General features: G+C 45.6%; 16 protein-coding genes. All 16 read right to left on the bottom strand.

All coding sequences use genetic code 11. The features are described 5' to 3' along the window. Positions 1-30: 30 nt before the first annotated feature. On the bottom strand, positions 31-498 hold the full coding sequence (locus EC328_RS01855) for a hemerythrin domain-containing protein (RefSeq protein WP_164906002.1): 468 nt from the start codon (positions 496-498) through the stop codon (positions 31-33). A gap of 58 nt (positions 499-556) precedes the next feature. After that, complete coding sequence (locus tag EC328_RS01850; RefSeq protein ID WP_128425224.1) at positions 557-1,027, bottom strand: peptidoglycan recognition protein family protein; 471 nt, start codon at positions 1,025-1,027, stop codon at positions 557-559. Then, positions 1,024-1,587: a sigma-70 family RNA polymerase sigma factor gene (locus EC328_RS01845; protein ID WP_128425223.1), complete on the bottom strand. Its 564-nt coding sequence runs from the start codon at positions 1,585-1,587 to the stop codon at positions 1,024-1,026. The genes EC328_RS01850 and EC328_RS01845 overlap by 4 nt, the downstream gene beginning before the upstream one ends. A gap of 116 nt (positions 1,588-1,703) precedes the next feature. Next, a complete protein-coding gene (locus EC328_RS01840; RefSeq protein ID WP_128425222.1) occupies positions 1,704-2,273 on the bottom strand; it encodes a competence protein ComK in 570 nt (189 codons plus the stop codon). Between the two features lie 148 nt (positions 2,274-2,421). Further along, the gene (locus tag EC328_RS01835) at positions 2,422-3,669 is read right to left on the bottom strand and encodes a D-serine ammonia-lyase (protein WP_128425221.1); all 1,248 of its coding nucleotides are present in this window, start codon (positions 3,667-3,669) and stop codon (positions 2,422-2,424) included. Positions 3,670-3,893: 224 nt separating this feature from the next. Next, a complete protein-coding gene (locus EC328_RS01830; RefSeq protein ID WP_128425220.1) occupies positions 3,894-4,901 on the bottom strand; it encodes an aldo/keto reductase in 1,008 nt (335 codons plus the stop codon). A gap of 198 nt (positions 4,902-5,099) precedes the next feature. Then, on the bottom strand, positions 5,100-6,083 hold the full coding sequence (locus EC328_RS01825; protein ID WP_128425219.1) for a C-terminal binding protein: 984 nt from the start codon (positions 6,081-6,083) through the stop codon (positions 5,100-5,102). A gap of 21 nt (positions 6,084-6,104) precedes the next feature. Further along, a complete protein-coding gene (locus EC328_RS01820) occupies positions 6,105-7,265 on the bottom strand; it encodes an aminotransferase class I/II-fold pyridoxal phosphate-dependent enzyme (protein WP_128425218.1) in 1,161 nt (386 codons plus the stop codon). Between the two features lie 75 nt (positions 7,266-7,340). After that, on the bottom strand, positions 7,341-7,598 hold the full coding sequence (locus tag EC328_RS01815) for a hypothetical protein (protein ID WP_128425217.1): 258 nt from the start codon (positions 7,596-7,598) through the stop codon (positions 7,341-7,343). Positions 7,599-7,696: 98 nt separating this feature from the next. Continuing rightward, positions 7,697-8,494, bottom strand: a complete 798-nt coding sequence (proB, locus tag EC328_RS01810; protein ID WP_128425216.1) for a glutamate 5-kinase — start codon at positions 8,492-8,494, stop codon at positions 7,697-7,699. 123 nt (positions 8,495-8,617) lie between these two features. Further along, on the bottom strand, positions 8,618-9,466 hold the full coding sequence (locus EC328_RS01805) for a protease complex subunit PrcB family protein (RefSeq protein WP_128425215.1): 849 nt from the start codon (positions 9,464-9,466) through the stop codon (positions 8,618-8,620). Between the two features lie 378 nt (positions 9,467-9,844). Next, entirely contained in the window at positions 9,845-10,555 is a 711-nt protein-coding gene (locus EC328_RS01795) for an ABC transporter ATP-binding protein (protein WP_128425213.1), read from the bottom strand. Next, on the bottom strand, positions 10,555-11,322 hold the full coding sequence (locus tag EC328_RS01790; protein ID WP_128425212.1) for an ABC transporter ATP-binding protein: 768 nt from the start codon (positions 11,320-11,322) through the stop codon (positions 10,555-10,557). The genes EC328_RS01795 and EC328_RS01790 overlap by 1 nt, the downstream gene beginning before the upstream one ends. Next, positions 11,306-12,379, bottom strand: a complete 1,074-nt coding sequence (locus EC328_RS01785) for a branched-chain amino acid ABC transporter permease (protein WP_128425211.1) — start codon at positions 12,377-12,379, stop codon at positions 11,306-11,308. The genes EC328_RS01790 and EC328_RS01785 overlap by 17 nt, the downstream gene beginning before the upstream one ends. A gap of 2 nt (positions 12,380-12,381) precedes the next feature. After that, a complete protein-coding gene (locus EC328_RS01780) occupies positions 12,382-13,275 on the bottom strand; it encodes a branched-chain amino acid ABC transporter permease (protein WP_128425210.1) in 894 nt (297 codons plus the stop codon). Between the two features lie 71 nt (positions 13,276-13,346). Beyond that, a complete protein-coding gene (locus EC328_RS01775) occupies positions 13,347-14,495 on the bottom strand; it encodes an ABC transporter substrate-binding protein (protein ID WP_128425209.1) in 1,149 nt (382 codons plus the stop codon). Positions 14,496-14,623 lie beyond the last annotated feature (128 nt).

The raw sequence follows: 14,623 nt of genomic DNA, 5'->3' as shown, positions 1-14,623 counted from the left end.
ATAGCAAAAAAAATGAGCGATGTACGCTCATTAGAGTATTTCCTTATACATTTTTCTTTCAAGCTCGAGATATGCTTTTGATTCCTCCTCCAGCTTTTCCATCTTCCTGTAGGTTGTATTGTATGTCTGGCAGCCGCTTGGCGGCATGGTGTAATTATTAGTTGCACTTCTTAGCTCATCGAAGGCTTCCAGCAGGATATCATTGTCCTTTTCAACATCCTCGACTGCAAGCCTTATTTCATCCAGTAAAGCTCTGTCTCCATTTTTGTTGTATTCCCGGATCAGCGGCAAAACTACGAGCTGCTTCTTGACTAATTGAAGCTCAAGTTCATTCTCTACTTTTCCGTATGCTCTGTGGACCTTGATAAGCTCCTCGTGGCAATCCTTATAATGTACCTTCAGTATCTTGTTGGCCATCTCCTTTATCACCGGCATCTCCTGCTTGAGATACCCATGGTGATTCTCGGCTATATCCTTGATCACTTCGTTTATGTCCATCCGATCTTCCTCCTTTTGCTTGGTCTTTGATTTATATACCCAAGGAGGTCGTTTTAATTCAGATTTCATCATAGAATCTGGTCCATTCCCTCCAGCCCATTGCCGACATTTTCCCGGGACAATTCTTGAGACTTGCATCATAGTGCCTGACTACCCTGTCCTTTGGAAGATCATGCTTCATAAGCAAATAACGGATCAGGTCTATTCCACGCTTCTTAGTAAGCTCCCAGTCTCCATCTATATTTATGCACAGCTCGATACCAATGGAATTTCTATTGGTGATCCCGAATCTTCCTTTTCCGTCCCCACAGTGCCATGCCGAGTTATGGTCCTCGACAAGCTGAAGTGTCTCCCTGCTGTCCACAAGGTAATGGGCTGAAGCATTTCTGCCCGGTTTATTGAAATACAGGCAATGATTCTCCGCTCCGGCTCCCCTTGAGGGATTCCCTGTGTCATGCACTACTATATACTTTATGGCTTCCCCATTTCTGCCTGAGTAGTTATATCCTATAAGCTTCTTGGTTATCATCTTACATCCCCCAATATATTCCTTAGATTTTTAAGCGCGGCTGTACGAGTGTTTACGACTGTCCTGTAGGCAACGCCGTTGATACTCGCTGTCTCTGAAAGAGACAAGCCGTTGTAGAAAAGATCCACTATGACTCTTTGCTGGACCTCCGGAAGGGATGAAACCGCTTTTCTTACTTCTCTTATGGTTTCGTCTCCAATTATATCCTCAAGGATGTCAATATCCGACTCCAAAAGATCCAGAAACTCATCCTCATCCTCACCATAGCTTTCATTTAGAGACATTACGGCCTGTGGTCGCTTCATACCAAGATAAAGGTACCTTAGCCTTGAGCTTAAAAATCCAAGCACAGGAACTCCTTTTTCAGGATCGTACTCCTTTAGTGCCTCCATCAGTCTAAGTCTTCCCTCCTGAAGCAGATCCTCTCTTTCCTGCGGATTCCAGCCGCCCTTTCTTATACAGGATGAAAGCAGCGGGTACATCCTGTCTATCAGCTCCTCCAGGCTCTCCATTTTTCCTGATCTTGCCTCATCTGCCAACTGCTCTACTTCTTTTACCATATTTACTCTCCCTTTGGGAGAGGCGCCTTCCCTTGAATTACCGGTAAGGCAATGATACAACAAACCCTGCAGAAATAAAAAAGCCCAGCAGTAATTGCTGGGTTGCCGACCTGGTCTTATCCAAGCTTTAGAAGCAGGTCATCAAGCTTCATGTAGAGTCTCGCTATGTCAGATTTCATAGCAGGCCCGTCCTTGCTGTGGTAGTATTCAAGGCTTTCCTGGACTGATTGTGTCCTTACGGTTCCGTAGAGCTCTTTGGCCAGCTTTCCCTTGGAAATCTGATTTCTCGCATTGTCAGCTGAACAGAGACAGTCTATCTCGGTTTTGTTTTTGAACCGAATTATCGCTCCTCCTTCTCTTTCTATTACCTCATCTATACCTCCCAGCTTGAAATATCCCATAGCTCCATCGTCCTTTCCCACAGGCTCCCTTGCCTTAAGCTGTATAAATATCCTCTCTGGCGAGATGACCAAAGGGATATTGGTCTTAAGGTTCAGCAGGCCTCCATAGGTTTCATTGGCTGCTTTAAGGTCTATGTGGTTATGCTTACAGATTTTCTTTATCACGGTTTTTACAGTTCTTTCAATGATTTGCTGACCATCCTCCACCAGAATGAGCGTGCAATTGCCCTTGTCACCCCTGTAGGTTGGAAGAATGGCCAGAATATCCTGTTCGATCCATTCCATTTATTCAACCTCCTGCTGACAGTCTGTGGCGCGACTATCAAGTATTCATGATACCCCGGTATTATATATGTTAAATATAGCAGAACACATGTTCGATGTCAAGGCGGTAAATAAGGCTGCAGCCCTGTTAAATACTGCAGCCCGGATATTATTTGTTTAAAAAGAATTTTCTCTCCTCCTGTGGCACGAGACTTCCCCCAGTTGCCCAAACCAACTGGACAGGCTCCTTGCCCTTGTACTGGTCCCTTGTAAAAATCGGACCACTGAACCCTGCTGTTGCAGAAGGTTCAATGAATATTCCTTCTCTTTCGTACAGAGCCTTCAAATATTGAAACAGCCTTTTGTCGTCAATGGTAAATGCTCCGCTTAGAAGATGTTCCATGATCCTTCCAACAAATGACGATGGTCTTCCGACAGCCAATCCGTCAGCCTCAGTCTTATTGTCCAGACCTATGTCCTCAACGGCTATTTGATCGTGCTTGCCTGTAGCAAGTCCAAGCAGCATGCATGGCGAATGAGTAGGCTCTGCAAAATAGCAGTGGACATTATCGCCATATACAAGCTTAAGACCATAAGCTACACCTCCCGGACCTCCTCCAACTCCGCAGGGCAGGTATACTGCTAACGGATGCTCTTCGTCTATGACTATTCCCATGGAATCAAGCTGCGCTTTGACCCTTACGCCTCCCACAGCATATCCCAGGAACAGGTCCTTTGAGTTTTCATCGTCGACAAAATGGCTCAATGGGTCGAGGTCAGAGTTCTTCCTTCCTTCTTCGACTGCAATGGAGTAATCATAGGGGTACTCGACTACAGTGACCCCCTTGCTTCTCAGCATGGCTTTCTTCCAAGCCCTGGCATCAGACGACATATGTACTATTACCTTGAAGCCAAGACATGCGCTCATTATTCCTATGCTAAGACCCAGGTTACCTGTGCTCCCTACCTGGATCGTATGTCTGCCGAAGAACTCTCTGAACGGGTCGCTGTCAAGCACTGAGTAATCATCCTCCTCTGAAAGGAGTCCTCCTTTTATGGCAAGGGTCTCAGCATGCTTTAATACCTCATATATCCCGCCACGGGCTTTTATGGAACCAGCGATATTAAGAAGATCGTCACGTTTTAAATACAGCAAACCTGGAACCGGGCCACCTGAGTATTCAACCAGCCACTCCCTCATATTTGGAATGTATGAGATCGGGGATTCTATTATCCCGTCCACAACCTCCGGAAAGACCTTGCTGATATATGGCGCGAATCTCTTAAGACGTGCTTCGGCGTCCCTTACATCATCTTCGGTTACAGGTATTGTATCACAGTAATCCTTGAAGCCCATGTAGCCAGGGTTGGACCACATTACCTCTCTCATAAGCTTAAGTTCGTTTATTAAATCCATGGAAACACCTCCGAATTCAATTCACAATTCACAGATCACAATGCACAATTATAATTAAAGCATTAAAGAATCTAAATTCTTTTAGCTAACAGCTAATAGCGAACTGCAAAATCTTTCCCTTTCCAGCATTCCAACTTTCCAACTTATTGAGATTCCTCGACTTTCGCTCGGAATTACAAGAACGAATATCCATTGTCAATTGTCCACTTTTACTCATCCACTGCTTAATAGTGGCTCGCTACCTTTTTCAGCATATCTCTTATTGGCAGATCATAGGGACATCTTGTTTCGCACATGCCGCAGTCTATACAGTCTGCAGCGCTTACAGCCTGAGCGTTGTACCTGTCGGTTGCCCATTGCTGGAGGTTGTATCTCGTGTAATAGCTGTCCAGGACGAATTGAGTCGGGATATCGATCCCTACTGTGCAGGGCGCACAATATCCGCAGCGCCTGCAAAACTGTGTTCCAAGCTCGCTGGCTTCCCTCTCCACCTGGGCTCTCTCTTCATCTGAAAGGCCTCTGCCATCCTTTCCAGGCTGGGCGTTCTCAACGACCTGCTCCACTGAATCCATCCCGGGGATAACGACTGAAACATTTGGATTCTCCAGAATAAACCTTATTGCAAGCTCGCCCTTGCTTATGGCTCCACCGGCTAAGGGCTTCATGATTATAACTCCGATATTTCGCTCCTTCGCCCTTTTGAAGACGTCCTCTCCCTGTCTTTCCACGGCGTTATACGGGAACTGGATAGTCTCGAAATAGTCGGTCTCGACAGCTGTCTTAAGTACATCAGCACTATGACTGCTAATTCCCATATGCTTTATAAGTCCCTTTTCCCTGGCTTCAATTGCGTATTTATATGCACCATCCTCCGACATCAGCCTTTCATAGTCCTCAAAGCTTCTGACGTTGTGGAACTGGTAGAGATCTATGTAGTCAGTCTTAAGGTTCTTCATTGAGATTGCAAGCTCAGCCTTGATTCCCTCGTAGGTCCTGTTCATTGACTTTGTTGCCAGGATGAATCTATCCCTCCCAATCTCCTTAAGAGCCTCTCCGATCAGCTCCTCGCTCACAAGGTATCCTCTTGCTGTATCTATGAAATTTATACCTTGGTTAAGAGCCTCCTTGAGCATTGCAGTTGCTGTATCCTTGTCAACCCTTTGGATAGGTATCCCTCCAAAGCCCACGACTGAAACCTCATAGCCTGTTCGACCTAGTAGTCTTTTTTGCATATGATCATCCTTTCTATCAACATTCCAACTTTCCAACTAAAAACGAGATCCCTCCGCTTCTGTCGGGATGACAGACCATTGTGAATTGTGAATTGTGAATTGTGATTTGTGAATTGTGAATTGTGAATTGTGATTTGTGAATTGTGAATTGTGAATTGTGAATTGTGAATTGTGAATTGTGAATTTCATTGTCAACTGTCAATTGTCAATTTGATTCCTCAGGTTAATCGGTCTTTCGCCCCTCAGGATCCTTCCGACATCTCTTGCAGTTATTCTTAGCTGCTGCTCCTGTGCCTCATCTGAATAATAAGCACTGTGCGGTGTTATTATTACATTTTTAAGCTCGAAAAGCTTCTTATCAATCTCCATTGGCGGTTCATTCCATAGTACGTCCAATCCCGCTCCTGCAAGTCTTCCTTCCGCCAATGCTTCGTAAAGTGCCTCCTGGTCGATTATCCTTCCCCTGGCAGTGTTTATAATATACGCTGAAGGCTTCATCATTGCAAGTGCTTCCTTTGAGAATATCCCACTGGTTTCTTCAGTTAGAGGTGCGTGGATAGTAATATAATCAGACTCCCGTAAAAGCTCATGGAAACCCGTCTTTGTCACTCCGTAAGCATCCATTTCATCATTTTCAACATAAGGGTCGTAGGATATCATCCTTACTCCAAAGCCCTTTAATTTTTCTGCCACCCCACGCCCTATAGACCCAAAGGCAAATATTCCTACGGTGGAATCGGATAGTCTTTTTACACTACCTATCCCGTCGACCGACCATCTGTCCTCCCTGGCATTTTCAGCTACATGCCAAAGCTTTCTTGCCATAGTCAGTATAAGCATCACAGCGTGAGCAGATACTTCATCCACACAGTAATCCTTCGCGTTGGTAACCATTACCCCGTGTCTGGTTGCAGAGGGTACATCCGCAGCATCGAATCCCGTGCTGGCACAGCAAAAAGCCTTAAGCTTGAGTCTTGAATACAACTCATTGCTCATCTGTTGGTTCCATGTCACTATTATATCAGCACCTGCTGCTTTTCCCACAAGCTTATCATCAGACAAAACAGGCTTTCCAAGGAACTCGTATTCCACTCCCGGAGCCTCTTCTCTTATAAATTTCTCTATAGCTTCAACCTCCTGGTCATTCATTCCAGGAACTCCTACAAGTACTACTTTACTCAAATGTATCCCTCCAGACAATTTTTACTTAAATATATCCATCTTCTCCAGTCTGTCAAAGGCTTCACCCATTTTCTCGCAGCTTAAGGTCACAGCCAGTCTCAGATACCCTTCCCCTGACTTTCCGAAGGCGCTCCCCGGAACCACTGCAACATGAGCCTCCTCAAGCATTCTTTCGGCAACCTCTGCTGATGACAGGCCTGTAGCCTTAATATTAGGGAACAGGTAGAAGGTACCCTTAGGCTCCATCACATGCACACCATTAAGCCTGTTTAGCCTTTCCCAAGCGTAGTAGCTTCTTTTTTTGAATTCCTCTAACAGACCGGGCTGGATATCCTTTCTCATCCTGATAGCGTGTATAGCTGCCCTTTGGGATACGGATGGTGCAGAGTATACATTGTTTTCATTAATTGCCTTCATGGTTTCAATGAAGTGGCTCTCAGCCTTGATGTATCCAATTCTCCAGCCCGTCATTGCGTAATCCTTGGAGAAACTTCCAATGGTTATCGTCCTTTCCTCAAGGCCTGGAAGAGTCGACATAGGGACAAAGGGTGCTTCATAGCTGTAAAGAGTATATATATCATCAGCTATTATCAACAAGTCGTGCTTTTTCGCAACCTCACCGATTTTTTCGAGAGTTTCCTTTGTAAGACAGCTGCCAATGGGATTGTTCGGAGTGTTTATAATGATCGCCTTTGTTCTTTCGGTTATCGACCTGTCAAGCCTGTCAACCTTAAGCTGGTAGTCCTCTTCCTCAAGGAGCTCAACAAAAACCGGCATTCCGCCTGCAAGCTTCACCTGATCGGGATATGGCGGGAAGTGGGGACTAGGTATTATGACCTCGTCTCCGGGATCCAGTATTGCCTCCATAACAAGCCACATCGCCTGACAAGCACTGGTGGTTATCAGTAGCTTCTCAAGCTTGACCTCGTGTCCATATTCCTCCAGGTAGTATTTCGATATTTCCTCACGCAGCTCTTTCATCCCAACAGATTCGGAGTATCTTGTGTACCCTTTGAGAGCATCTTCAAAGGCAGCCCTGATTACCCTCTCATCAGTGATAACGTCGGGATCGCCAAGGGTAAAATTGATCAGATCCTTCGCTGCACTTGCCTTGTCCGCGCTTTTGGCCAGCTCGCTGCTGGCTGATTTCCAGTATCTCTTTGCTATATAAGGATTCTTCATAAGTACCACCTCTTTAATAAAATATATTAAAAACCATTATATCCCTAATACCTCCTGGACACAATGGTTTGTGTTCTAAGCTCGTGTAACGAAAACAATGGAAAGAAACGATCCTATCCCTATTGCTCCTGATACCACCATAAGGACTAATGTACCAGTAAAGCTGCCTTGGGCAAGCTCACCGAAGCTGCCGGTCAAAAGGACCAGGATCGAGGGCATTACGATCCCTGCCATGAAGCGCTTCACCCCCTTCATGCCGATCTCAGCCCAAGTCAGAAAGCCATATAGCTTGTTCAGCTTCCATATCCCATAAAAAGCGGCGAGGAAATTCAAAAGCCTTGAACCTATGCCAAAGGATATGATATCCTGTGTCTGTTTTCTTATGGTATTAAATGTGACATCATAGCCGATACCCCATTTGTTGGTCTGCTTTATTTTGAATGTGGTGCGAACAAGGTGCCCTCTATATCTCCTTCTGCTATTCTCTTTATAACGTTCTCGATCTTCCCGTTGACTACTATCATCGGGATCCCGTACTTGTTGGCAAGCTTTGCCGCCTTAAGCTTCGTCTTGATGCCGCCAGCTTTGGTTGATTCAGGATCTGCCAGGGAGAGCTTCTCCTCAAGAGAATCTATATCCTCGATCATCGGTATTATATGGGCGTCGCCATGTGTGCTTGGATTGCTGTCGTAGATCCCCTCTATCCGGCTTAGAAGTACAAGGAGGTCTGCTCCCCAAACAACAGCGGTATTTGCAGCAAGAATGTCGTTGTCTCCAATTTTGATCTCGTCGGTGCTGACTGTGTCGTTTTCGTTGACAATTGGGATGACGCCTTCGTCCATAAGGGTAAAAAGGGTGTTTCGTATATTCATAGTTCTCTGACTGGAGTCAAAATCCTCCTTGGTAAGGAGTATCTGGGCTATATGGATACCATACTGATCAAAGGTCCTTCTGTAGGAGTCCATAAGCTCCACCTGGCCGATAGCGCACAATGCCTGCTTGTAATGGAGGTCTCCCTTTCTGGACCACTTCCCTATTGTGTTTGCACCGGCCGCGCCTGCACCTGAGGAAACAAGTATGACCTTCCTGCCCTGATCCATAAGCTCCTTCACCTGAGAGGCAAAGCTGTCCAGAAAGCCCTTGTCGATACTGCCGTCCGGGCTTGTCAGCGTGCTGCTTCCGATTTTTATTACTATTTTCTTTGCATCCCTTGCAATAGTAGCCTCCATATTATCCCCCCTCCATTTTATCTGGTCGATCGTTTCATAAGTCGTTACTGTTTGGATATATTATAGCAAAAATAAAGGCCGTTGCAAACTGCAACAGCCCTGCTCTCGTTTATTCCGCCTTAGCTAGTCGGTAATTCTGAACCCCTCGACAACAAAGTTGTAGGGTGGTTCTCCAAGCTCCGCCTTAGGAATTTCAACAGTCAGCGTCTGATAGGTTATGACCTGGGGGTAAATCATGTCAGGGTCAGGCTGATCGATCCTGAAGTGGATCCTGAACAGTTCGTTTTCTCTAACGATCTTTTCTATCTCAAGAGAATATCCCGGTGTGGGAAATTCCTTGGTTATTATTAACGTGACCTTGTCCTCTCCGATCATGGTGGCCATTTCTTCCTGTTTGTCATAGCTTTGTTCATTGTTGGTTACCTGGAAGGATATCTCATTCTGCTTCTTCAGTACCCCATCCAGTCTCTGAACCAGGACGACCGCCTCTACCTGTGAAAGCCGTCTGATGGGATTGAATACAGAGTTGCTTTCACCCTTTACTATCCCAAGCTGATGCAACAGGGACAGATAACCCTTCTCTGCCTCACTCATTGAGCTAATGTCTGTAAATGGAAGCTGGTGGCTGCCATCAATTGCAAAGCCGGTTTCGACAAGCCTTGAGCCAATGATGGAGGCCATATCTCTTCTGGTCAGGATACCCGGGTCGCCAAGTCCTGAGACCTCATAGCCCCTGTCCCTGAACAAGGATATAAGTGACAGTGTAAAATCCTGCTTGGTGGTTCCTGTATTCGGTTCGAAGCCTTCGAAGCTGTTCTTTGCCATATACGGAAAATAGTAAGCCATGAAGGTCTTATCGATTTCATTCCTGGCCCAATGCCCCTCAAGCTTGCTCTCCAGTTGGGCAAAGGTCATGCTCCCAAGCGAGAGAGCAAATATTAGAACTAATGATAATAGTAGTTTTCGTCTCATATACAATGATCCCCCTTCCTTATGGTAGGTTTATACCCAAGGTTGGGGGAATTATGGTTACAGTAATATTACAAAGCGTTAAGCGCTAGGCGATAGGCGTTAGAGATCCCTCCACTACGGTCGGGATGACAAGAGTGTTGTCATTATAAGGCTTGCTGAAGAATCTAAGGTTTTGCTGACTACTACCTACTGATAACTAACAGCCATCTTCTTAACTCTTAGCTCTTAGCTCTTAGCTTATTGTTCATTGTTCATTGTTCATTGTTCATTGTTCATTGTTCATTGTTCATTGTTCATTGTTCATTGTTCATTGTTCATTGTTCATTGTTCATTGTTCATTGTTCATTGTTCATTGTTCATTGTGCATTGTGCACTGGTTTACTTCGCCTCTCCCAGATATGCTGCCTTTACCTTTTCGTCATTCAACAGCTCTTTGCCTTCACCCTGCAGTGTCAGCTGACCTGTTTCGAGAACATAGGCATAATCCGCAATCTCAAGGGCTTTCTTAGCGTTCTGTTCTACAAGCAGAATTGTGTTGCCCTGTCTGTGGAGCTCCTTTATTATCTCAAAAATGTCCTTTACCAACAGCGGTGCCAGCCCAAGGGAAGGCTCATCAAGCATCAGGACCTTAGGCTTTACCATAAGCGCCCTGCCTACGGCAAGCATCTGCTGCTCGCCACCGGACAATGTGCCTGATTTCTGCCAGCTTCTCTCTTTGAGCCTTGGAAAAAGCTCATACACCTTTTTCATCTCTTTGTCTATGGCTGCCTTGTCGTTCACCGTATATGCCCCGAGTATGAGGTTCTCTTCAACTGTAAGGTTTGCGAATACCCTTCTTCCCTCAGGCGAAAGAACTATACCCTTCTTAACGATATCCATGGTCCTGAGATTCGTGAAGTCCTCACCATTGTAAGTGACTGTCCCTGATTCCTTCTTTACCAGATTCATTATAGCCCTGAGTGTAGATGACTTTCCGGCCCCATTGGCACCTATAAGAGTCACTATCTTGTTATCTTCAATATCTATATTTATTCCTCTGAGAGCCTTAATACCCCCGTAGCTTACGTAAAGATCCTTAATGGAAAGCATCACTCCACCCCCAGATAAGCTTCTATTACCTTCGGATTGTTTTGGATATCCGCAGGGTTTCCTTCAGCAATGTTTATACCATGGTCAAGAACATATATCCTGTCGCATATCCCCATAACGACCTCCATGTGGTGCTCGATGAGGAATATGGTCAGGCCGAATTCATCCTTTATGTCCCTGATAAAGTCCATAAGGTCCTGAGTCTCCTGAGGATTCATTCCCGCTGCCGGCTCATCAAGAAGCAGAAGCTTTGGGTCTGTGGCAAGTGCTCTTGCTATCTCAAGCCTTCTCTGCATGCCATACGCCAGAGAATATGCTTTTTCCTTCCTCTGGTCATAGAGCCCAACCTTTTCAAGAAGATAATGTGCCTTCTCCATCATGGTCTTCTCCTCCTTGACATAGCCTGAGGATCTTACGATAGATGACAATACACCGCTTTTTAGCCTTAAGTGGCTTCCAATAAACACGTTGTCCTCCACGGGAAGGTCCTTGAAAAGTCTGATGTTCTGAAAAGTCCTGCATATGCCTATATCAGCTATCCTGTCAGGTCTCATACCGGTTATGTCCATTTCCTTGCCTTCGGGAAGATAGGAAATCGTCCCCTCAGTAGGCCTGTAAACACCTGTGACCATGTTGAAAACGGTTGTTTTTCCTGCACCATTGGGTCCAATCAGTCCTACTATCTCTCCCTTGTCTATATGGGCGTCGAAGCTGTTTACTGCAACCACGCCGCCGAATCTCATGGTCACATTATTGATTCTTAGCATATCGAGCCCTCACTTTCATATATGTCGTAAGGAATATGTTGTCCTTCTTGAAGATGATGACAATCATAAGGATCAATGAGAATACTACCATTCTAAGTCCCGGGAGTGCAGGGGTTGTCATAAAGCCCAGGTTTATTGCCGCATCCAGGAATCTCAAGCCCTCCATTGCGATTGTAACTACTATTGCAGATATGACCGTGCCCTTGATATTTCCCATACCCCCAAGAACTACTATTAGAAGGATGTTAAAGGTAAGTGCAAATTTGAACAGGGTCGGGTCTATTGTTCCAAGGGAAACCGCCAGAAGTCCGCCACCAACTCCAGCCATAAATGAGCCTATTGTAAAGCTCATTACCTTATGCCTGAAAAGGTTTATCCCCATTGACCTTGCTGCGACCTCGTCCTCTCTGATTGCCTTGAAGGCCTTTCCGTAGCTTCCCTCCATAAGACGTATCATGACAAATATGGTCAGAATGGCTGCCACTCCAGCCCAGAGAAGATTGGTCTTTGGTGCCACCCCGAACAGACCAGCAATAGCATCATTGGTATGCTGAGGGATCCCCTTCAGCCCCAATGCTCCATTGGTGATAGTCTGCATGTTAATTATCACGACTCTGATTATCTCTGAAAAACCCAGAGTTGCAATTGCAAGGTAATCGTCAGTAAGCTTTAGTACCGGAGCTCCAATAAGGAATCCGAATATTGCCGCCATTATCCCTCCCATAAGAAGCGCAAAGATAAACGGCATATTAAGGTTCAATAGAGCTGGAAGGATGGGCTTCATGTAGAAATTCATTTCCTTCATCTCAGGTGGTATGGTAAGAAGTGCCACAGTGTATGCCCCTATTGCCATAAAGCCTGCATGTCCAAGTGAGAACAATCCAGTGAAGCCGTTTATAAGGTTCATGCTAAGTCCCAAAATAATGTAGATAAGACATAGATTTACAACCCTTATCTTGTAGCTGTCCAGGGTAAGGTTAAGTACTACCAAGCCAACGAGGGCAATTGCTGTCAGAATCAGTTGCTTTGTTTGGTTTCTATCGAGTATTTTTTTCATAGCTACACCTTCTCCGTCATCTTCTCACCCATGAGCCCTGTAGGCTTGACGAGAAGTATGACTATCAAAAGAATAAATGAAAATGCATCCCTGTAGCCAGTCAAGGTGGGCAGGAAGGCTATAAGCATTATCTCGCCAAGGCCCAGAATAAAGCCGCCGATTACTGCACCTGTGATGTTGCCTATACCTCCTATTACAGCAGCTATAAAGCACTTAAGCCCCGGCATTACTCCCATTAAAGGCATCAGCTGTGGATATTTTGTTCCCCAAAGGATCCCGCCGACAGCTGCAAGGAAGGAGCCTATAAAGAAAGTGAATGAGATTACTCTGTTTATATCTATCCCCATCAGGCTGGCAGCCTCGTAGTCCTTTGACAGGGCTCTCATTGCCATTCCTGTTTTTGTCTTTTGAATGATGAAGGTAAGTCCCATCAGAAGAAGAATAGTGATAATTGGTATGACTACGGAAACGATTGCAACAGATACACCACCGACTACAAGGGTCTTGCTCAAGACGTCGGGAATGGGAAATGCCTTTGGTCTTCCTCCAAATACAAGTACTCCAAGGTTTTGCAGTAAAAACGACGCACCGATGGCAGAGATCATTATGGTGATCCTGGGTGCGCTTCTGAGCGGCTTGTAAGCCAGCTTCTCAAGCACCATACCGAACACTCCCGTAATTACAGCCGATAGAATAAATACAAGCCACCATGGAATCGGTGTATATGCTATTCCATAATAGGTGATATATGCTCCCAGCATAAAAATATCACCATGGGCGAAGTTGATCAGACGGAGTATACCGTAGACCATGGTATAGCCGATGGCAATAAGGGCATATAGGCTGCCGAGGGAGGTGCCGTTGACCAGGTGCTGCATGAATTCCTGTATGCTCATAAGTTTTCCCCCTAACAAATTCCGACTAAAGATCAAACAGCCCTCCTCCCTTCAGGAGGAGGGCCTGATATTTAAGGCTCTACAGTTGTAAGATATACGAATTTTCCGCCCTCGACCTTGTTGATTACTGCTGATTTTACGGCGTCGCCGTTTTCATCAAGAGTAATATTTCCGGTTGCTCCCACAAAGCCTTCTGTTTCTGCAAGTGCCTGCTGAATGGCTACAGAGTCAGCTGAGCCGGCTCTTTCGATCGCATCAAGGATTACCATGTATGCATCGTAACCAAGTGCTGCGAAAGCATTAGCTGCCTTACCGTATTTAGCCTGGTAGTCAGCAAGGAATACCTCTGAAACCTCAGTAACAGGAGCCTCAGATGTAAAGTGGGTCGAGAATACTGCTCCTTCAACAGCTGCGCCACCGATTGAAAGGAACTCAGGAGCTTCCCATGTGTCTCCTCCAAGGATCGGAGTGTCCATTCCAAGGTCTCTTGCTTGTTTTATCAAAAGTGCTGATTCGCCGTAGTTTCCAGGTGCGAATATTACGTCCGGATTCAAACCCTTTACGCTTGTCAATTGAGCTGAGAAGTCCTGGTCTCCGGTATTATAGGAAACTGTTGCAACTATGCTGTTTGGATCGCCTGTCAACTCTGTGAATGCGTCGACAAAGTACTTGCTAAGTCCTACAGAGTAGTCCTGTTGTACGTCCTGGATTATTGCTGCGGTTCTTGCTCCAAGCTCGTTGAATGCGTAGTTTGCCATAACTGTTCCCTGGAACGGGTCAATGAAGCAAACTCTGAAATAGAAGTCATTGTTAAGCGTTACAAGCGGGTTAGTCGGTGAACATCCTACTGCAGGCACCTGAGCGGTCTTCACGATGTCTCCGGCTGCCATTGACAATGATGAACCATAGCTTCCGATTATTGCAACTACCTTGTCCTGCTCAATAAGCTTGTTGGCTGCGTTGGCTGCCTCAACCTTATCTGACTTGTTGTCAACTATTACAAGTTCAACCTTTTTGCCAAGGATCTCAGGCATCTTTTCATTAGCCAGCTGGATCCCCTCAACTGTCATTTCTCCACCGGCTGCATTGGCTCCGGTCATAGGCTCGAATACGCCTATCTTGATCACGTCGGACTCTGCAGGTGCTCCTCCGCCGCCACAGCCAGCCAAAAGGCTCAAGGCCATTACCACTGACAGCATAAGTACCAATGTTTTCTTCATTGATTCTTCCCCCTTTTAATGAATATTCTGATATTTAGCCCTAAAAAACTGGAAGACTCCCTTCCAAGGGTATTATGCTAAACAGGTAGAATTGTACCTCTTTAGCAAGTTTCAATCATTTATTAGTA

The sequence above is a fragment of the Gudongella oleilytica genome, assembly GCF_004101785.1.
GTDB lineage: Bacteria > Bacillota > Clostridia > Tissierellales > Tissierellaceae > Gudongella > Gudongella oleilytica.
This window is presented reverse-complemented; position numbering and strand designations above follow the sequence as displayed.

What these genes read in the sequence shown, in the direction of transcription:
- EC328_RS01855 (WP_164906002.1), bottom strand. Translation starts at nt 498, where the DNA reads ATGGACATAAACGAAGTGATCAAGGATATAGCCGAGAATCACCATGGG.
- EC328_RS01850 (WP_128425224.1), bottom strand. Translation starts at nt 1,027, where the DNA reads ATGATAACCAAGAAGCTTATAGGATATAACTACTCAGGCAGAAATGGG.
- EC328_RS01845 (WP_128425223.1), bottom strand. Translation starts at nt 1,587, where the DNA reads ATGGTAAAAGAAGTAGAGCAGTTGGCAGATGAGGCAAGATCAGGAAAA.
- EC328_RS01840 (WP_128425222.1), bottom strand. Translation starts at nt 2,273, where the DNA reads ATGGAATGGATCGAACAGGATATTCTGGCCATTCTTCCAACCTACAGG.
- EC328_RS01835 (WP_128425221.1), bottom strand. Translation starts at nt 3,669, where the DNA reads ATGGATTTAATAAACGAACTTAAGCTTATGAGAGAGGTAATGTGGTCC.
- EC328_RS01830 (WP_128425220.1), bottom strand. Translation starts at nt 4,901, where the DNA reads ATGCAAAAAAGACTACTAGGTCGAACAGGCTATGAGGTTTCAGTCGTG.
- EC328_RS01820 (WP_128425218.1), bottom strand. Translation starts at nt 7,265, where the DNA reads ATGAAGAATCCTTATATAGCAAAGAGATACTGGAAATCAGCCAGCAGC.
- proB (WP_128425216.1), bottom strand. Translation starts at nt 8,494, where the DNA reads ATGGAGGCTACTATTGCAAGGGATGCAAAGAAAATAGTAATAAAAATC.
- EC328_RS01805 (WP_128425215.1), bottom strand. Translation starts at nt 9,466, where the DNA reads ATGAGACGAAAACTACTATTATCATTAGTTCTAATATTTGCTCTCTCG.
- EC328_RS01795 (WP_128425213.1), bottom strand. Translation starts at nt 10,555, where the DNA reads ATGCTTTCCATTAAGGATCTTTACGTAAGCTACGGGGGTATTAAGGCT.
- EC328_RS01790 (WP_128425212.1), bottom strand. Translation starts at nt 11,322, where the DNA reads ATGCTAAGAATCAATAATGTGACCATGAGATTCGGCGGCGTGGTTGCA.
- EC328_RS01785 (WP_128425211.1), bottom strand. Translation starts at nt 12,379, where the DNA reads ATGAAAAAAATACTCGATAGAAACCAAACAAAGCAACTGATTCTGACA.
- EC328_RS01780 (WP_128425210.1), bottom strand. Translation starts at nt 13,275, where the DNA reads ATGAGCATACAGGAATTCATGCAGCACCTGGTCAACGGCACCTCCCTC.
- EC328_RS01775 (WP_128425209.1), bottom strand. Translation starts at nt 14,495, where the DNA reads ATGAAGAAAACATTGGTACTTATGCTGTCAGTGGTAATGGCCTTGAGC.